This window comes from Pseudomonas sp. B611, from assembly GCF_055407965.1.
On the sequence record NZ_JBUZST010000002.1, the window covers coordinates 530517 to 546806 of the forward strand.

The 16290-nt window shown below is 62.3% G+C and carries 19 protein-coding genes; 8 read left to right on the forward strand and 11 right to left on the reverse strand.

The window, feature by feature from the left end; all coding sequences use genetic code 11:
* Positions 1-91: 91 nt before the first annotated feature.
* Genes rsmD through ACZRMO_RS07470 form a run of 3 tightly spaced genes read right to left on the reverse strand, consistent with a single transcriptional unit; the run spans position 92 to position 3547 of the window.
* Positions 92-709 carry a 16S rRNA (guanine(966)-N(2))-methyltransferase RsmD gene (rsmD, locus tag ACZRMO_RS07460; RefSeq protein WP_124526771.1) on the reverse strand — a complete coding sequence of 206 codons (618 nt, stop codon included), beginning with the start codon at positions 707-709 and terminating at the stop codon, positions 92-94.
* Positions 709-2199 (reverse strand): M16 family metallopeptidase, encoded by a 1491-nt coding sequence (locus ACZRMO_RS07465; protein ID WP_124526770.1) that lies wholly within the window; start codon positions 2197-2199, stop codon positions 709-711. Before ACZRMO_RS07465 ends, rsmD begins: the two co-directional genes overlap by 1 nt.
* Positions 2192-3547 carry a M16 family metallopeptidase gene (locus ACZRMO_RS07470; RefSeq protein ID WP_124526769.1) on the reverse strand — a complete coding sequence of 452 codons (1356 nt, stop codon included), beginning with the start codon at positions 3545-3547 and terminating at the stop codon, positions 2192-2194. The genes ACZRMO_RS07465 and ACZRMO_RS07470 overlap by 8 nt, the downstream gene beginning before the upstream one ends.
* A 234-nt stretch (positions 3548-3781) precedes the next feature.
* Between ACZRMO_RS07470 and ftsY the strand changes: the two genes are divergently transcribed.
* The 4 genes from ftsY to rpoH all read left to right on the forward strand — a co-directional run bounded on the left by ftsY (position 3782) and on the right by rpoH (position 7838).
* Complete coding sequence (gene ftsY / locus ACZRMO_RS07475) at positions 3782-5167, forward strand: signal recognition particle-docking protein FtsY (protein WP_463972408.1); 1386 nt, start codon at positions 3782-3784, stop codon at positions 5165-5167.
* Positions 5164-5835, forward strand: a complete 672-nt coding sequence (gene ftsE, locus ACZRMO_RS07480) for a cell division ATP-binding protein FtsE (RefSeq protein ID WP_017737950.1) — start codon at positions 5164-5166, stop codon at positions 5833-5835. Before ftsY ends, ftsE begins: the two co-directional genes overlap by 4 nt.
* Positions 5832-6857: a permease-like cell division protein FtsX gene (gene ftsX, locus ACZRMO_RS07485; RefSeq protein ID WP_017737951.1), complete on the forward strand. Its 1026-nt coding sequence runs from the start codon at positions 5832-5834 to the stop codon at positions 6855-6857. The genes ftsE and ftsX overlap by 4 nt, the downstream gene beginning before the upstream one ends.
* A gap of 126 nt (positions 6858-6983) precedes the next feature.
* Positions 6984-7838, forward strand: a complete 855-nt coding sequence (rpoH, locus tag ACZRMO_RS07490; RefSeq protein WP_016972967.1) for an RNA polymerase sigma factor RpoH — start codon at positions 6984-6986, stop codon at positions 7836-7838.
* Between the two features lie 138 nt (positions 7839-7976).
* Here the strand turns inward: rpoH and mtgA are convergent, their stop codons facing one another.
* Positions 7977-8699 carry a monofunctional biosynthetic peptidoglycan transglycosylase gene (gene mtgA / locus ACZRMO_RS07495; RefSeq protein ID WP_463972409.1) on the reverse strand — a complete coding sequence of 241 codons (723 nt, stop codon included), beginning with the start codon at positions 8697-8699 and terminating at the stop codon, positions 7977-7979.
* Between the two features lie 70 nt (positions 8700-8769).
* Between mtgA and ACZRMO_RS07500 the strand changes: the two genes are divergently transcribed.
* The 4 genes from ACZRMO_RS07500 to trmB all read left to right on the forward strand — a co-directional run bounded on the left by ACZRMO_RS07500 (position 8770) and on the right by trmB (position 11000).
* Complete coding sequence (locus ACZRMO_RS07500; RefSeq protein WP_207040463.1) at positions 8770-9147, forward strand: DUF423 domain-containing protein; 378 nt, start codon at positions 8770-8772, stop codon at positions 9145-9147.
* A 71-nt stretch (positions 9148-9218) separates the two neighbouring features.
* A complete protein-coding gene (gene thiS, locus ACZRMO_RS07505; RefSeq protein ID WP_026136943.1) occupies positions 9219-9419 on the forward strand; it encodes a sulfur carrier protein ThiS in 201 nt (66 codons plus the stop codon).
* 52 nt (positions 9420-9471) lie between these two features.
* Positions 9472-10266: a thiazole synthase gene (locus ACZRMO_RS07510; RefSeq protein WP_003234615.1), complete on the forward strand. Its 795-nt coding sequence runs from the start codon at positions 9472-9474 to the stop codon at positions 10264-10266.
* 8 nt (positions 10267-10274) lie between these two features.
* On the forward strand, positions 10275-11000 hold the full coding sequence (gene trmB, locus ACZRMO_RS07515) for a tRNA (guanosine(46)-N7)-methyltransferase TrmB (protein ID WP_463972410.1): 726 nt from the start codon (positions 10275-10277) through the stop codon (positions 10998-11000).
* A gap of 141 nt (positions 11001-11141) precedes the next feature.
* Here the strand turns inward: trmB and ACZRMO_RS07520 are convergent, their stop codons facing one another.
* The 7 genes from ACZRMO_RS07520 to ACZRMO_RS07550 form a co-directional block, all read right to left on the reverse strand.
* Entirely contained in the window at positions 11142-11465 is a 324-nt protein-coding gene (locus tag ACZRMO_RS07520; RefSeq protein ID WP_010207241.1) for a DUF3392 domain-containing protein, read from the reverse strand.
* 18 nt (positions 11466-11483) lie between these two features.
* On the reverse strand, positions 11484-12686 hold the full coding sequence (gene hemW, locus ACZRMO_RS07525; RefSeq protein ID WP_463972411.1) for a radical SAM family heme chaperone HemW: 1203 nt from the start codon (positions 12684-12686) through the stop codon (positions 11484-11486).
* The gene (gene rdgB, locus ACZRMO_RS07530; RefSeq protein WP_176996771.1) at positions 12683-13279 is read right to left on the reverse strand and encodes an RdgB/HAM1 family non-canonical purine NTP pyrophosphatase; all 597 of its coding nucleotides are present in this window, start codon (positions 13277-13279) and stop codon (positions 12683-12685) included. Before rdgB ends, hemW begins: the two co-directional genes overlap by 4 nt.
* Positions 13276-13710 carry a DUF4426 domain-containing protein gene (locus tag ACZRMO_RS07535; RefSeq protein ID WP_124527316.1) on the reverse strand — a complete coding sequence of 145 codons (435 nt, stop codon included), beginning with the start codon at positions 13708-13710 and terminating at the stop codon, positions 13276-13278. The genes rdgB and ACZRMO_RS07535 overlap by 4 nt, the downstream gene beginning before the upstream one ends.
* A gap of 21 nt (positions 13711-13731) precedes the next feature.
* Positions 13732-14352, reverse strand: coding sequence for a methionine biosynthesis protein MetW (metW, locus tag ACZRMO_RS07540; protein WP_017735309.1), 621 nt, complete (start codon positions 14350-14352; stop codon positions 13732-13734).
* A gap of 7 nt (positions 14353-14359) precedes the next feature.
* Positions 14360-15499, reverse strand: coding sequence for a homoserine O-succinyltransferase MetX (gene metX / locus ACZRMO_RS07545; protein ID WP_463972412.1), 1140 nt, complete (start codon positions 15497-15499; stop codon positions 14360-14362).
* 187 nt (positions 15500-15686) lie between these two features.
* Positions 15687-16274, reverse strand: a complete 588-nt coding sequence (locus ACZRMO_RS07550; RefSeq protein WP_463972413.1) for a YggT family protein — start codon at positions 16272-16274, stop codon at positions 15687-15689.
* Positions 16275-16290 lie beyond the last annotated feature (16 nt).

Genomic DNA, 16290 nt, shown 5'->3' on the forward strand with positions numbered 1-16290 from the left:
ATCAAGAACACCGTATGTATTCAGTCATAACACTGTTGCCGGTTTTGGGGCTGCTTCGCACCCCAGCGGGAGCAAGCTCCCTCGCCACAGGTTAGGCGGCGCTTTCGACCAAACGGTGCCACAACGCGTAATACACCCGGCCGGACTTCTGTTCCCGGTGCAGGCGCCAGGCACCCGGCAGGCCGAGTGTGGAAGGCGCGGTCTCGCTTTCAGTGTAGATCCACGCATCCGGCGCCAGCCATTGGCGTTCTTCCAGCAGCGCACACACGGTCGGCAGCAGGTTCTGGTTGAACGGCGGGTCGAGGAACACCACGTCGTACTCGCTGGCCGGCTGGGTTTCCAGGTAGCGCAGGGCATCGGCGGTTTGCACCTGGCCGTTGGTGCAGCGCAGGGTGCCCAAGTGTTCCTTGAGGCTGGACACCGCCACGTTGCTTGCATCCAGCGCCTGGGCCTGGGCCGCGCCACGGGACAGCGCCTCGAGGAACAGCGCGCCGCTGCCCGCGAACGGGTCCAGCACCTTGGCCCCGCCGATGTACGGCGCGAGCCAGTTGAACAGGGTTTCACGCACGCGGTCTGGCGTTGGGCGCAGGCCCACGACGTCGGGGAAGCTCAGCTTGCGGCTGCCCCATTCACCGCCAATGATGCGCAGTTGGCCCACACCGTTGTGTACGTTGTGGACGGGTTTTTTCGGGCGAGATGAACTGGCCATTAATGCTCCGGAACCCCGAGCGGCTGCTCGGCGGGTTTATCAGTGGGGGGCGGTAGTGGCTTTTGCGCAGTGGTCGGGCCGGCGGTCACGATGACCATCTTGTCGGCGCTCAAGTGTTTGTTCATTGCAGCCTTGACCTGCTCTACGGTCAGGGCCTGGGATTGTTTCATGAAATCTTCCAGATAGCTCAGCGGCAGGTTGTAGAAACCCATCGCGCCCAGCTGCCCGACGATATCGGCATTGCTCGCGGTAGACAGCGGGAAGCTGCCGGCCAGCTCGCGCTTGGCGTCATCCAGTTCCTTCTGGGTCGGGCCGGTCTTCAGGTAGTCAGCCACCACCTCCTCAACCAGGCGCAGGGTGCCGCCGCTCATTTCGGCGCGGGTCTGCAGGTTGATCATGAACGGGCCGCGCACCTGCATCGGTGAGAAACCGGAGTAAACGCCGTAGGTCAGGCCGCGTTTCTCGCGCACTTCACTCATCAAGCGCGTACCGAAGCCACCGCCGCCGAGGATCTGGTTGCCCAGGGACAAGGCCGCGTAGTCCGGGTCGGCGCGGTCGATGCCGAGTTGGGCGAACAGCAAGTGCGTCTGCTTGGACGGAAACTCGATATGGCTCAGGCCGGCTTTAGGCTCGGTCGGCTGGGCGATCTTCGCCAGTGCCGGGCCTTTGGGCAGCGATGCCGACACCTTGGCTGTCATGGCTTCGGCTTCGGCGCGGGTCAGGTCGCCGACCACCGCAATCACCGCATTGCCAGCGGCATAGGCCTTGGCGTGGAAGCCCTGCAACTGCGCAAGGTTGATCTTCGGCACGCTCTCGGGCGTGCCTTCACTTGGATGCGCGTAAGGGTGGTCGCCGTACAGGCGCTTGAACAACTCCAGGCTGGCCAGCTTGGCCGGGTTCTGCTTCTGGTATTCGAAGCCGGCGAGAATCTGGTTCTTGATGCGCGCCAGGGAGTCGGCCGGGAAGGTCGGCTTGCCGATCACGTCATCAAACAGCGACAGGGCCGCGTCACGCTTGTCGCCGGCGCTCAGGCTGCGCAGGGACACCAGCGCCATGTCGCGGTAGGCACCATTGCCAAAGTCGGCGCCCAGGCCTTCGAAGTCGCGGGCGATCTGGCTCACATCCTTGCCCGGCACGCCTTCGTTGAGCATGGCGTTGGTCATCAGCGCCAGGCCCGGCACGTTGCCGTCCTGGCTGCTGCCGGCGGCGAACAGGATACGCAGGTCGAACATCGGCAGTTCATGGGCTTCGACGAACAGCACCTTGGCACCTTCGGCGGTGGTCCAGGTTTGCACGTCGAGCTTGCGGTTGGTCGGCGCCTTGCCGTCCAGCTCGGCCAAGGATTGCAGCTTATTGGCCGACTGGGCCTTTTCCAGCGCCGGGCTGGCGATGGATTCGCTCGGGCGCAGGAAGTACACGGCGCCGGCGGCGATCAGGGTGACGGCGATCAGGCCGGGGAAGATCAGGCGGCTGCTTTTGCGATCACTCATGAGCGGTCTCCTCAGGCAGGACATGGGCGACGCTGAGGCGTTCGCGGGTGAAGTAGGTGCGCGCGGCTTTCTGGATATCTTCCGGGGTCACGCTTTGCAGGTCGGCAAGCTCGGTGTCCATCAGCTTCCAGGACAGGCCGACGGTTTCCAGCGAGCCGATGGCCGTGGCCTGGCTGGTGATGGAATCACGCTGGTAGACCAGGCCGGCAATGACCTGGGCGCGGATGCGTTCCAGCTCGGCGGCGGTGGGTGGCTTGGCCTTGAGTTCGTCCAGCAGGCGCCACAGGCCGGCTTCGGCTTGGGCGATGGTCTTTTTCTTCTGCTGGTTCGGCGTGGCCGACAGGGTGAACAAGGTGTCACCACGGGTGTAGGCGTCGTAGTTGGTGGAGGCGGCGGAAACCAGCTCTTCACCGCGCTCCAGCTGCTCGGAGATACGTGCGCTGTAGCCGCCATCCAGCAGGGCGGAGATCAGGCGCAGGGCCTGGACCGAACGTTTGTCTTCGGCGGTGACCAGGCCCGGCACGTTGAAACCGAGGATCACGCTGGGCAGTTGGGTCTGTACACGCATGGTCAGCAGGCGTTCGCCGGGCTCGGCCAGCTCCATCGGCACCTTGGCCGGTGGCACGTCACGCTTGGGGATCGGGCCGAAGTAGCGCTGGGCCAGGTTCTTCACCTCGTCCGGGGTGACGTCGCCGACCACCACCAGGGTGGCGTTGTTCGGCACGTACCAGGCTTGGTACCAGTGGCGCAGCTCTTCGACCTTCATGCGCTCCAGGTCAGCCATCCAGCCGATGGTTGGCGTGTGGTAGCCGCTGGCCGGGAAGGCCATGGCCTTGAAGCGCTCGAAGGCTTTGGACATGGGATTGTCGTCGGTGCGCAGGCGGCGTTCTTCTTTAATGACCTCGATTTCGCGGCTGAACTCGTCGGCCGGCAGGCGCAGGCTGGCCATGCGGTCGGCTTCGAGTTCGAAGGCGACGCCCAGGCGGTCACGGGCCAGCACCTGGTAGTAGGCGGTGTAGTCGTCGCTGGTGAAGGCGTTCTCTTCGGCGCCCAGGTCGCGCAGGATCAGCGAGGCTTCGCCTGGGCCGACCTTGGCGCTGCCCTTGAACATCATGTGTTCCAGGGCGTGGGACAAACCGGTCTGGCCCGGGGTTTCGTAGCTTGAACCGACCTTGTACCAGACCTGGGAAACCACCACTGGCGCGCGATGGTCTTCGCGTACGACGACCTTGAGGCCGTTATCCAGGGTGAATTCATGGGTGGGTTGTGGATCGGCAGCCAAGGCTGAAAGAGGCAGACAAACTGTGCTGAACAGCAGGCCTGCGGCGCGGCGGGCTAGAGCATTCATTCGTTTTTAAACCTGTTGGGCTGCCCGCTTGGTCTTAGCGTCGGCGGGCGAGGAGGTGCTAGGATACTGGTCGGATTTACGGACGGCCACTGCGGCAGTCCTGTTAAGGCCCTATTTAGGCCTTACAAGATGTTGCGCATGAACGAGCTGGCTAAAAAACAGTCTGTTACGCATCGAATTTTATTTACCGACGCGCCCCTCTGGCGCGTCGCTACCTTGAGATAGCCGTCCTCCATGTTTGGTTCCAACGACGACAAGAAGACCCCAGCTGCGGCTGGCGAGAAGAAAGGCCTGTTCGGATGGCTGCGCAAAAAGCCGCAGGAAACCGTCGTCGAACAGCCACAGGTTCAACCTGAGCCTATCCCAGAGCCCATCGTAGAAGCCGAACCGGTCGTAGAGACCCCGGCGCCAGTGGTGTTGCCGCTGGTTGAACCGGTGTTGCAGCCGGTGGTTGAGGCCGAGCCGGCGCCAGTCGTTGAGCCAGAGCCAGAGCCAGAGCACAAGCCATGGCCCGAGCTGCCCGTGGCAGAAGAGCCGGTGGCGCTGGTTGAAGATGTACAGGCTGAACACGTCGCACCACCGATCCCTGCCGTGGTTGAACCGGTGGCTGTGGTGGTTGAAGCCGCGCCAGTCGTCGAAACAGCCGTTCCTGCTGTGGTTGAGCCCGAACCGGTTGCCGCCGAAACCAGCAAGACCGGCTTCTTCGCCCGTCTCAAGCAAGGCCTGAGCAAGACCAGCGCCAGCATCGGCGAAGGCATGGCCAGCCTGTTCCTCGGCAAAAAGGTCATTGATGACGAGCTGCTGGAAGACATCGAAACCCGTCTGCTCACCGCCGACGTGGGCGTCGAAGCCACCGCCGTGATCATCCAGAGCCTGACGCAGAAGGTCGCGCGCAAGCAGTTGACCGACGCCGACGCTCTCTACAAATCCCTGCAAGCCGAGCTGGCCGCCATGCTCAAGCCGGTGGAAGCACCGCTGGTGATCACCCCGAACAAGCCGTTCGTGATCCTGGTCGTGGGCGTCAACGGCGCCGGCAAGACCACCACCATCGGCAAGCTGGCCAAGAAGCTGCAGTCCGAAGGCAAGAAAGTCATGCTGGCGGCGGGCGACACCTTCCGCGCCGCTGCGGTAGAACAGCTGCAAGTGTGGGGCGAGCGCAACAAGATCCCGGTGATCGCCCAGCACACGGGCGCCGATTCCGCCTCGGTGATCTTCGATGCCGTGCAAGCCGCCAAGGCGCGCAACATTGATGTGCTGATCGCCGACACCGCCGGTCGCCTGCACACCAAAGACAATTTGATGGAAGAGCTGAAGAAAGTCCGCCGCGTGATCGGCAAGCTCGACGCAGACGCCCCGCACGAAGTATTGCTGGTGCTCGACGCCGGCACCGGGCAGAACGCCATCAGCCAGGCCAAACAATTCAACCAGACGGTGCAACTGACCGGCCTGGCATTGACTAAGCTCGACGGCACGGCCAAGGGCGGCGTGATCTTCGCCCTGGCCAAGCAGTTCGGCCTGCCCATTCGTTATATCGGCGTCGGTGAAGGTATCGACGACCTGCGTACCTTTGAAGCCGAACCCTTTGTCCAGGCACTTTTCGCCGAGCGGGAGCGTCCATGATTCGATTCGAACAGGTCGGTAAACGCTATGCCAACGGGCATGTGGGCTTGCATGAGCTGAGCTTTCGAGTGCGTCGCGGCGAATTCTTGTTTGTCACCGGGCACTCCGGCGCCGGTAAAAGTACCTTGTTGCGCCTGCTGCTGGCCATGGAACGCCCGACCACCGGCAAACTGCTGCTGGCCGGCCAGGACCTGGCCACCATCAGCAATGCGCAGATTCCGTACCTGCGCCGCCAGATCGGCGTGGTGTTCCAGAACCACCAGTTGCTGTTCGATCGCACGGTGTTCAACAACATTGCCCTGCCGTTGCAGATCCTCGGGCTGTCCAAGGCCGAGATCGTCAAACGCGTGGACTCGGCCCTGGAGCGCGTGGCGCTGTCGGACAAGACCGACCTCTATCCCGGCGACCTGTCCACCGGCCAGCAACAGCGCGTCGGTATTGCCCGCGCCATCGTCCACCGCCCGGCCTTGCTGCTGGCGGACGAACCCACCGGTAACCTCGACCCGCGTTTGGCCGCAGAAATCATGGGCGTGTTCGAAGACATCAACCGCCTGGGCACCAGCGTATTGATCGCCAGTCACGACCTGGCGCTGATCGCCCGCATGCGCCACCGCATGCTGACCCTGCAACGCGGCCGCCTGATCGGTGACGGGGAGGCTGGCGTATGAGTGCTACCCGCAGCCCTAAAGTCTCCGAACGCGTGGCGCCGAAACCGGCCGACCCGCAACCGCAGAAAAAGAAAAAACACGACGAAGACGACGGCCCGGATTTCGGCACGCTGCTGCGCGCCTGGATCGAAAGCCACCGCGCCAGCCTGCTGGACAGCCTGCGTCGCCTGGGCAAGCAGCCAATCGGCAGCTTTTTCACCTGCCTGGTGATGGCTGTGGCCCTGAGCCTGCCGATGGGCTTGTCGCTGCTGCTGAACAATGTGGAGCGCCTCGGCGGTTCCTGGCAGCGTGCGGCGCAGATTTCGCTGTACCTCAATATCGATGCCAGCACCAAGGAAGGCGAAGGCCTGCGTGACGACATCAAGAACCTGCCGGGCGTAGCGGATGCCGAGTACATCAGCCGCGACCAGGCCCTTGAGGAGTTCCAGCAACAGTCCGGCCTGGGCGAGGCGCTCAAGGAGCTGCCGCAGAACCCGCTGCCGGGCGTGGTGTTGGTGACGCCGAATGAAGTCGACAAACCTGCATTGGAAGCCCTGCGACAAAAACTCGCAGAGATGCCCAAGGTGCAACAGGCGCAACTTGATCTAGTCTGGGTGGAGCGCCTGGCGGCGATCCTCAAGCTGGGTGACCGCTTTGTGTTCGGCCTGACGGTGCTGTTGGTGTCTGCATTACTTTTGGTGATAGGTAATACCATTCGTCTTCATATTGAAAACCGTCGCACCGAGATAGAAGTGATTAAACTGGTCGGCGGCACGGACAGCTATGTGCGTCGGCCTTTTCTGTACATGGGCGCGCTTTATGGCTTCGGCGCCGGGATTTTGTCCTGGGGCGTGCTGGCATTTGGCTTGGACTGGCTGAACGACGCGGTTGTCGGGCTGGCTGGCTTGTACGGCAGTGATTTCGCCCTGGCGGGCGTGCCGGTAGCCGATGGTCTGAGTCTCTTGCTTGGCGCAGTGCTGTTGGGGTATATCGGTGCTTGGATTGCGGTCGCTCGTCATTTACGCGAGCTGGCACCGAAGTAGTTAATGTCAGATTAATGTGGTTTCGTTTGTATTGACCGTATCAGTGGTTTAGGGAACTTGTCCTACGGTTCCCGGTCAATTTTCGCAGTGCTGAACTGCACGAGTTATGTAAGTCGGAGGTTTCGTATGACCACTTCTTTGCAACCTGCTTATGCTCTGGTCCCAGGTGCAAACCTGGAGGCGTATGTGCACACGGTCAACAGCATTCCATTGCTGACGCCCGAGCAGGAGCGTGAACTGGCCGAGAGTCTCTACTATGAGCAGGATTTGGGGGCGGCTCGGCAGATGGTGCTCGCCCACCTGCGTTTTGTTGTACATATCGCCCGTAGCTATAGCGGCTACGGCCTGGCGCAGGCTGACCTGATCCAGGAAGGCAACGTCGGCCTGATGAAGGCGGTGAAACGCTTCAACCCTGAAATGGGCGTGCGTCTGGTGTCGTTTGCCGTGCACTGGATCAAGGCGGAAATCCACGAGTTCATCCTGCGCAACTGGCGCATCGTGAAAGTCGCGACCACCAAGGCCCAGCGCAAACTGTTCTTCAACCTGCGCAGCCAGAAAAAACGCCTGGCGTGGCTGAACAACGAGGAAGTCCACCGCGTGGCCGAAAGCCTCGGCGTGGAGCCCCGTGAAGTGCGCGAGATGGAAAGCCGCCTGACCGGCCATGACATGGCCTTCGACCCAGCCGCCGAAGCGGATGACGACAGCGCCTTCCAATCGCCGGCCAACTACCTGGAAGACCACCGCTACGACCCGGCGCGTCAACTGGAGGATGCGGACTGGAGCGACAACTCCAACCACAACCTGCACGAAGCGCTGGAAGTGCTGGACGACCGCAGCCGTGACATCCTCTACCAGCGTTGGCTGGCAGAAGACAAAGCCACGCTGCACGACCTGGCGCAGAAGTACAACGTGTCGGCCGAGCGGATTCGTCAGCTTGAGAAGAGCGCGATGAACAAGCTGAAACTGTCGATCGCTGCCTAAAGCGCGGGTTTCGAAACCAACACGATCGAAATGTGGGAGCGGGCTTGCTCGCGAAGACGGAGTCTCAGTCGCCAGAAATGTTGACTGATACACCGCTTTCGCGAGCAAGCCCGCTCCCACATTTGTTTCTGTGTTGTGTCAGTCGGACCAGGGGGCTTTGCGGGCGTTGTTGAGCTCAAGCAAGTAGCCATCACCCCCCAACTGACTCATCTGCTGACGAATCCACGCCGCGCGCCGTGCCACATACGCCGTCGGATGGCTGGCACTCCACACCCGCGGGTTGGGCAGCACCGCCGCCAGATAGCTGGCCTGTTGGCGGGACAGCGCCTTGGCACTCACGCCAAAGTGGTGCCGCGCCGCCGCTTCTGCGCCAAACACGCCTTCATCCCATTCCACGCTGTTGAGGTACACCTCAAGAATCCGCTGCTTGGGCCACAGGATTTCGGTCAGCGCGGTAAACCAGGCCTCCAGGCCTTTGCGCAGATAACTGCGGCCGGCCCACAGGAACAGGTTTTTCGACACCTGCTGGCTCAAGGTGCTGGCGCCGCGAATCGAACCGCCGCGCTCGTTGTGCAGGATCGCCGCCTGGATCGCGCCGAAGTCAAAGCCCCAGTGCTGCGGGAAGCGCTGGTCTTCACCGGCCATCACCGCCACTTTCAGCTCGTCGGAGATCTCATCCCACGGCACCCAGGTGCGTTGCAGGTCAATGGGCTCGCCGTCGAACCAGGATTCGATCTTGCGCTCTACCATCAGCGCGGTGAACGGCGGCGGCACGACACGCAACAGCAGCACCAGCAGGACACTGCCGATGGCAAACCATTTCACGACTTTGAGAAAACGACTGAAGAGGAGACGCAGCATAGAGATGGCTTGGCCGAACCCGTTGAGCGGGCCATTATACAGACCCTGCCCCTTGTGACTGGAGTTCCTCATGCTGCGTGGCTTTCTGATGTTGGCGGCCTTTTTCGGCTTCACCGGTGTCGCCCTTGGCGCCTTCGCCGCCCATGGCCTGAAAAACCGCCTGAGCGCCGAATACCTGGCGATCTTCCACACCGGCGTCACCTACCAACTGGTGCACACCCTGGCCCTGTTCGGCGTGGCGCTGCTGGCGGCGCACCTGCCGGGGCGTTTGGTCACGTGGGCAGGCGTGTCGTTCGTGGTCGGCATCCTGCTGTTCTCCGGCAGCCTGTATGTGCTGACCATGACCGGCATCAGCAAGCTCGGCATCATCACTCCGTTTGGCGGCCTGGCGTTCCTGCTCGGCTGGTTCCTGCTGGGCCTGGCGGCGTTCCGCTTGCAAGCCGCCTGACCAAGGGACTTGGGTCAGCCACGTTGATCGGGCTAGAATGCTGGCCCCTAAAAACGATGGCGGCCCGCGGCATGCGCATTCAGTTGAACGGCGAACCCTTTGAACTGCCCGACGGTGAAACCGTTGCGGCCCTGCTGACCCGCCTGGACCTGACCGGGCGTCGCGTCGCAGTGGAGCTCAACCTGGATATCGTCCCGCGCAGCCTGCACGCCGAGACCGCGCTCAGCGAAGGTGACCAGATCGAAGTGGTCCACGCCATCGGCGGCGGCTAGTCGCGCAACTTCCTGAATTCTGCAGAACCTCACCCCATTCCGAGGATTTCCCATGAGCATCGTTCGTAGCGACAAGCCCTTCGTCCTGGCCGGTCGTACCTACCAGTCCCGTCTGCTGGTCGGCACCGGCAAGTACCGCGACATGGAAGAAACCCGCCTGGCCATCGAAGCCTCGGGCGCCGAGATCGTCACCTTCGCCGTGCGCCGCACCAACCTGGGCCAGATCGAAGGCGAGCCGAACCTGCTCGAAGTGCTGTCGCCGGATCGCTACACCTTCCTGCCGAACACCGCCGGCTGCTACGACGCCATCGAAGCCGTGCGCACCTGCCGCCTGGCCCGTGAGCTGCTCGACGGCCACAACCTGGTGAAGCTGGAAGTGCTGGCCGACCAGAAAACCCTGTTCCCCAACGTGATCGAAACCCTCAAGGCCGCCGAGACGCTGGTCAAGGAAGGCTTCGACGTGATGGTCTACACCAGCGACGACCCGATCATCGCCCGCCAACTGGCAGAAATCGGCTGCATCGCCGTGATGCCGCTGGCCGGCCTGATCGGTTCCGGCCTGGGGATCTGCAACCCGTACAACCTGCAGATCATCCTCGAAGAAGCCAAGATCCCGGTGCTGGTGGATGCGGGCGTGGGCACTGCCTCCGACGCGACCATTGCCATGGAGCTGGGCTGCGACGCGGTGCTGATGAACTCGGCCATCGCCCACGCCCAGCAACCGATCATGATGGCTGAAGCCATGCAACATGCGATCGTCGCAGGCCGCCTGGCCTACCTCGCCGGGCGCATGCCGAAAAAACTCTACGCCAGCGCCTCTTCGCCGCTGGATGGTCTGATCAAGTAAGAGCCATGATGACTGAATCAAACGAAACGCCGAACACCGTGGAAGAGGGCGACGAGTCCAAGCACCGCCGCATCAAGAGTTTTGTGATGCGCGCCGGTCGCATGACCGAAGGCCAGCAAAAGGGCCTGGAGCAAGGTACGCCGCTGTTCGTGTTGCCGCTGGCGGATACGCCGGTGGACTACGACCAGGTGTTCGGCCGTTCGGCCCCGCGTTCCCTGGAAATCGGCTTCGGCATGGGCCACTCCCTGCTGGAAATGGCTGCGGCCGCGCCGGAGCAGGATTTCATCGGCGTTGAAGTGCACCGCCCGGGTGTGGGCGCGCTGCTCAATGGCGTGCTGACGCAAGGCCTGACCAACCTGCGGGTCTACGACTGCGACGCGATTGAAGTGCTCAACCGCTGCATCGCCGACAACAGCCTCGACCGCCTGATGCTGTTCTTCCCGGACCCATGGCACAAATCCCGTCACCACAAGCGCCGCATCGTCCAGGCCTCCTTCGCGGAACTGGTGCGCAGCAAGCTGAAAGTGGGCGGCATCCTGCACATGGCCACCGACTGGGAACCGTATGCGGAATACATGCTGGAAGTGATGGATGTAGCGCCTGGCTATCGCAACCTGGCCGAAGACGGCAAATGCGTGCCGCGCCCGGCCGAGCGGCCGATCACCAAGTTCGAACGTCGCGGCGAGCGACTCGGGCATGGGGTGTGGGATTTGAAGTTCGAAAAGCTGGCTTAACCAGCTAGAAATTTGAAATGCAATCAACTGTGGGAGCGGGCTTGCTCGCGAATGCGGTGGATCAGTCGACAACTTCAGTGACTGATACTCCGCATTCGCGAGCAAGCCCGCTCCCACATTTGCTTCTCGGTGTGCTCGGGGTCAGCGGCGGTCGGCGACTACGCCAATCAGTACCAATACAACCACTAGCACCGGCGCCAGGCTGTAGTTATTGAACTGGCTCAACCCCCGCACAATCCACGGCGTGGCGTAGATCAACGCCGCACCGCTGCCAATCATGCACAGCAACGCCATCAACGGGACGCGCAACGCACCGGCCACGCTGCCCAGGCGGGCTTCGACCCAGCCCTTGATGTCGGCACCAAACAGCACCAGCAAGCAGCCCACCAGGGCCAGGGAGATTTCCGATAGGTTGCTACGGCTCCAGCGGGATACGGTGGCGAGCAGGTCGAGTACCAAATCCATTCGATTTCCTTAAGAGCTTCAGCTCAAAAACGTCTGCAACAGGTCATTGAGAAAGAGTTGCCCGCGGTCGGTCGCCGCCAGGCGTGACGGTTCGACCTGCATTAAGCCACTTTGTTCGGCCTCGCGACGGCCTTCATCCAGGCTGGCCAGGTCCAGGCCGGTGCGCTCGGCGTACAGCTTGGCTTCGACGCCTTCGGTCAGGCGCAAGGCGTTCATCAGGAACTCGAACGGCAGCTCCTCATTGGTCAGTTCTTTCGCGCCGGCCTGGAAGTTTTTCGCCGGGTTGAGGTAGTCCTTCGGTGCGCGGGTCTTCCAGGTGCGCACGATGCGCCCGTCCGGATGGCTGAGCTTGCCGTGAGCGCCGGCGCCGATGCCGATAAAGTCGCCAAAGCTCCAGTAGTTCAGGTTGTGCCGCGCCGGGCGACCCGGTTGGGCATAGGCTGACACTTCGTATTGCGCGTAACCATGCTCGGCAAGTAGCGCCTGGCCGGCTTCCTGGATGTCCCACAACGTGTCGTCTTCCGGCAGCGCAGGCGGCTGGTTCCAGAACACCGTGTTGGGTTCCAGGGTCAGCTGGTACCACGACAAATGCGTCGGCTTCAGCGCGATGGCCTGGCGCAGGTCGCTCAGGGCGTCGTCCAGGGACTGATCGGGCAAGCCGTGCATCAGGTCCAGGTTGAAGTTGTCGAACCCGGCCTGGCGCGCCATGCCCGCCGCGCGTACGGCTTCGTCGCCATTGTGGATGCGGCCCAGGGCCTCGAGTTTTTCCTGCTGGAAACTCTGGATGCCGATGGACAGGCGGTTGATCCCCAGCTTGCGGTACGCCACGAACTTCTCTTGTTCGAAGGTGCCGGGGTTGGCTTCCAGGGTGATCTCGATATCGCCGGCAAACGGGATGCGCGCTTCCACGCCCTTGAGCAAGCGGCCCAGGGCCGCCGCACTGAACAGGCTCGGCGTGCCGCCACCGAAGAAGATCGAACTCAGTTCGCGACCGTAAACGGCGTGCAGGTCTTGATCGAGGTCGGCCAGCAGCGCGTCCACATACTCTTCCTCCGGCAGCACTTTGCTGGCGGTGTGGGAGTTGAAGTCGCAGTAAGGGCATTTGCGCACGCACCACGGAATGTGGATGTACAGCGCCAGGGGCGGCAGCAGGGGCAGGGCCGCCCGTGGAGTTTGCGCGCCGCCGTGGATCAGCGGCTGCGCAGAGGTGTTTTGGGTCATTTCAGGCTCAGGCGTTGGCGCAGCAAATCCATTGCGCGGGCGCGGTGGCTGATCTGGTTCTTGTCGGCCGGGCTCAGTTCGGCGCTGGAGACATTGCGCTCCGGCACCCAGAACAGCGGGTCGTAGCCAAAGCCATGCTCACCGCTGGCCGCATGCAGGATGCGCCCGTGCCACAGGCCTTCGCACAGAATCGGTAACGGGTCGTCGGCGTGGCGCACCAGGGCCAGCACGCAGACGAACTGCGCGCCACGCTCGGCGTCCGGCACGTCCTTGAGGGCGTCCAGCAGCTTGGCGTTGTTGGCCGCGTCGCCCTTGCCATCGGCATAACGCGCCGAATAGATACCCGGTGCGCCGCCGAGGAAGTCCACCGCCAAACCCGAGTCGTCGGCCAGCGCCGGCAGGCCGGAGATGCGTGCAGCATTGCGCGCCTTGAGGATGGCGTTCTCGACGAACGACAGGCCGGTTTCTTCCGGCTCTACCTGGCTGAACTCGCCAATCGAGCGCAATTGCACCGATTCGCCGAGCATGGCCTGCAGTTCCTTGAGTTTGCCGGCGTTATGGCTGGCCAGTACGAGTTGGGTGAGTTTCATCATTCGGCCGGGAACTGTTCTTGGTTGAATTGGAAGCTATGGGCTTTGCCGCCGGTTTCAACGTTGATGGTAAACGTCTTGTATTCACGCTGCGTGACGGAGTAGGGCGCGAGGTAACTGACCCCGCTTTTCTCGGTAATCTGCTTGAAGGTCAGGACCTCGCTCTTGCCGCCCAGGTCCTTGATGGTGCCGGTCACTTGCGCCGCTACTGGGGCAACGCCCTTGATCACGGTCACGTTGATCAGGCCCTTCTCCTTGCTGCGCACCACGCCGATCTTCTGGGCGGTTTCCGGTGGCAGGAAGCTGGAGGTGAAGGTGTTGTAGTGAACGGTGATGTCACCGAAGTCTTTCTTGCGGTTAGCGTCGATAGAGTCCGCTGCGATGGCGCTGGTGCCCAGGCACGCGGTCAATAGAAAAATAGCCAAGCGACTCATGATCATCCCTCTTGAAAATGATTAGACGGCAATCTTGTGGTCGGTCAGGCCAGGGCTGCTGACCCGGTAGATACCAATTTCGCCCAACAGGTTGGGCCATAGTTTACTCGCCCAGCCGTGGCGGTGCTGTTGATCGACGGCAAGGCGGTTGATCACCTTGGCTTCGCGTTCGCCACACAGGGCTTCGAAGTCTTCGAAGGTGCAGAAGTGGATGTTGGGCGTGTTGTACCACGTGTACGGCAGGAAATCCGAGACCGGCATGCGGCCCTTGGTGGCCAGGTACCAACGGCAACGCCAATGCCCGAAGTTGGGGAAGGTGATGATGCACTGGCGGCCGACGCGCAGCATTTCGTCGAGGATGCGATCCGGATAGTGCACCGCTTGCAGGGCCTGGGTCATCACCACGATATCGAAGCTGTTGCTGGCAAAGTTGCCCAGGCCCTTGTCCAGGTCCTGCTCGATCACGTTGATGCCCTTGGCCACGCACTGGGCGATGTTGTCCGGGTCGTTTTCCAGGCCGTAGCCGGTGACTTGCTTGTTGTCCCGCAGCCAGCTCAGCAGTTCGCCATCGCCGCAGCCCAGGTCGAGCACGCGGCTGCCGGCGGGGATCCAGTCTTGGATGATGTCCAGGTCGGCTCTCATGGCTTTCTCACAATACGATTCGGTTCATGTAGTTGCTGAACGCTTGCAGGTAGCGCGGGATCGGGATCAGGAAGGCGTCGTGGCCTTGCGGAGCGTCGATCTCCAGGTAGCAGACGTCTTTGCGTGCGGCCATCAGGGCATCCACCAGTTCACGCGAGCGCGCTGGCGAGAAGCGCCAGTCGGTGGTGAACGACATCACGCAGAACTTGGCCGTGGCGCCTTCGAAGGTTTTTGCCAGGTCGTCGTCGTGGTTGGCGGCCGGGTCGAAGTAGTCCAGGGCCTTGGTCATCAGCAGGTAGGTGTTGGCGTCGAAACGCCCGGAGAACTCCTCGCCCTGATAACGCAGGTAGCTTTCCACCTGGAACTCGACGCTGTGGAAGTCGTAGTTGAGCTTCTCGCTCTTGAGGCCACGGCCGAATTTTTCGCCCATGGAGTCATCGGACAGGTAGGTGATGTGCCCGACCATCCGAGCCAGCATCAGGCCACGCTTGGGGATCACCCCGGCTTCCTGGAACGAACCGCCGTGGAACTCGGGGTCGGTGAGGATCGCCTGGCGCGCCACTTCGTTGAAGGCGATGTTCTGCGCCGACAACTTCGGTGCCGAGGCGATGGCCAGGCAATGGCGCACGCGGTCCGGGTAAGTGATGGTCCATTGCAGGGCCTGCATGCCGCCCAGGCTGCCACCGATCACGGCGGCCCACTGGTTAATGCCCAGCAGGTCGGCCAGGCGCGCCTGGCTGTGCACCCAGTCTTCCACGGTGAGCACCGGGAAGTCGGCGCCGAACGGCTTGCCGGTTTCCGGGTTGAGGCTGCTGGGGCCGGTGGAACCGTTGCAGCCGCCGAGGTTGTTCAGGCTGACCACAAAGAACTTGTCTGTGTCGATGGGCTTGCCGGGGCCGATGCAGCTGTCCCACCAACCAGGTTTACGGTCGTCGGCAGAATGGAAACCGGCGGCGTGATGATGGCCGGACAGGGCGTGGCAGATCAGCACGGCGTTGCTGGCCGTGGCGTTCAGTTGGCCGTAGGTTTCGTAAATCAGGTCATAGGCAGGCAGCGAACGGCCACAGGCCAAGGCCAGCGGTTCGCTGAAGTGCGCCACTTGGGGCACGACCAGTCCAACAGAATCGGGGGGGAAGGCAGCTGGCATCGACCCTGCTCTCGTTTAAATGAGGCGTAAGTCTAAAGAGCGGGGCCGATAGCGGCAAGCAAACCCTTCCCGGCCGATCGTTCCCACGCTCTGCGTGGGAACGCCGCTTGTGACGCTCTGCGTCACGCGATGGGACGCAGAGCGTCCAGGCTGCATTCCCACGCGGAGCGTGGGAACGATCAGCGGGTCAGATCAGCCCGAACAGCATTTTGGGCATTGCTGCAAAGTCAGCCAGGTACGGGATCACCCAGCCCTGGATCAGCTGGATCGCGATAAACGCGAAGATCGGCGAGATGTCCAGGCCGCCCAGGTTCGGGATCAAGCGGCGGAACGGCGCCAGCACCGGCTCGGTGATCTGGTACACCAGCTCGGCGCCAGGGCTGCGGCTGCCCGGTGCGACCCAGGACAGGATCACGCTGATGATCATCGACCAGAAGATGATCTTCAAAAACAGCGAGAAGATACCGATCAGCGCCCATGGCAACAGCAGCACGGTGTAGGGCAGGAAGCCCTTGAGCAACAGCACCACGGCAAACAGCACGATCTGCAGCAGCAGCGCCAGCACCAGCGACGACATGTCCAGGCCGAACATACTCGGCACGATCCGGCGCAGCGGCTTGAGCAGCGGCTGGGTGGCCTTGACCACGAATTGGCACAGCGGGTTGTAGAAGTTCGCCCGCACCAGTTGCAGGATAAAACGCATCAGCACGATCAGCAGGTACAGGCTGCCGAGGGTCTGGATGATGAAAATAAGCGCGTCATTAAGGCCAAGCATGTTTGATTCCTTGATT

Excerpts from the sequence above, each read along its gene's own strand:
- ACZRMO_RS07535 (WP_124527316.1), bottom strand. The coding sequence starts at position 13,710 with ATGAGTCGCTTGGCTATTTTTCTATTGACCGCGTGCCTGGGCACCAGC.
- metW (WP_017735309.1), bottom strand. The coding sequence starts at position 14,352 with ATGAGAGCCGACCTGGACATCATCCAAGACTGGATCCCCGCCGGCAGC.
- rdgB (WP_176996771.1), bottom strand. The coding sequence starts at position 13,279 with ATGATGAAACTCACCCAACTCGTACTGGCCAGCCATAACGCCGGCAAA.
- ACZRMO_RS07465 (WP_124526770.1), bottom strand. The coding sequence starts at position 2,199 with ATGAGTGATCGCAAAAGCAGCCGCCTGATCTTCCCCGGCCTGATCGCC.
- mtgA (WP_463972409.1), bottom strand. The coding sequence starts at position 8,699 with ATGCTGCGTCTCCTCTTCAGTCGTTTTCTCAAAGTCGTGAAATGGTTT.
- thiS (WP_026136943.1), top strand. The coding sequence starts at position 9,219 with ATGCGCATTCAGTTGAACGGCGAACCCTTTGAACTGCCCGACGGTGAA.
- ftsY (WP_463972408.1), top strand. The coding sequence starts at position 3,782 with ATGTTTGGTTCCAACGACGACAAGAAGACCCCAGCTGCGGCTGGCGAG.
- ftsE (WP_017737950.1), top strand. The coding sequence starts at position 5,164 with ATGATTCGATTCGAACAGGTCGGTAAACGCTATGCCAACGGGCATGTG.
- hemW (WP_463972411.1), bottom strand. The coding sequence starts at position 12,686 with ATGACCCAAAACACCTCTGCGCAGCCGCTGATCCACGGCGGCGCGCAA.
- ACZRMO_RS07520 (WP_010207241.1), bottom strand. The coding sequence starts at position 11,465 with ATGGATTTGGTACTCGACCTGCTCGCCACCGTATCCCGCTGGAGCCGT.
- ACZRMO_RS07510 (WP_003234615.1), top strand. The coding sequence starts at position 9,472 with ATGAGCATCGTTCGTAGCGACAAGCCCTTCGTCCTGGCCGGTCGTACC.
- ACZRMO_RS07470 (WP_124526769.1), bottom strand. The coding sequence starts at position 3,547 with ATGAATGCTCTAGCCCGCCGCGCCGCAGGCCTGCTGTTCAGCACAGTT.
- rpoH (WP_016972967.1), top strand. The coding sequence starts at position 6,984 with ATGACCACTTCTTTGCAACCTGCTTATGCTCTGGTCCCAGGTGCAAAC.
- rsmD (WP_124526771.1), bottom strand. The coding sequence starts at position 709 with ATGGCCAGTTCATCTCGCCCGAAAAAACCCGTCCACAACGTACACAAC.
- ftsX (WP_017737951.1), top strand. The coding sequence starts at position 5,832 with ATGAGTGCTACCCGCAGCCCTAAAGTCTCCGAACGCGTGGCGCCGAAA.
- metX (WP_463972412.1), bottom strand. The coding sequence starts at position 15,499 with ATGCCAGCTGCCTTCCCCCCCGATTCTGTTGGACTGGTCGTGCCCCAA.
- ACZRMO_RS07550 (WP_463972413.1), bottom strand. The coding sequence starts at position 16,274 with ATGCTTGGCCTTAATGACGCGCTTATTTTCATCATCCAGACCCTCGGC.
- trmB (WP_463972410.1), top strand. The coding sequence starts at position 10,275 with ATGACTGAATCAAACGAAACGCCGAACACCGTGGAAGAGGGCGACGAG.
- ACZRMO_RS07500 (WP_207040463.1), top strand. The coding sequence starts at position 8,770 with ATGCTGCGTGGCTTTCTGATGTTGGCGGCCTTTTTCGGCTTCACCGGT.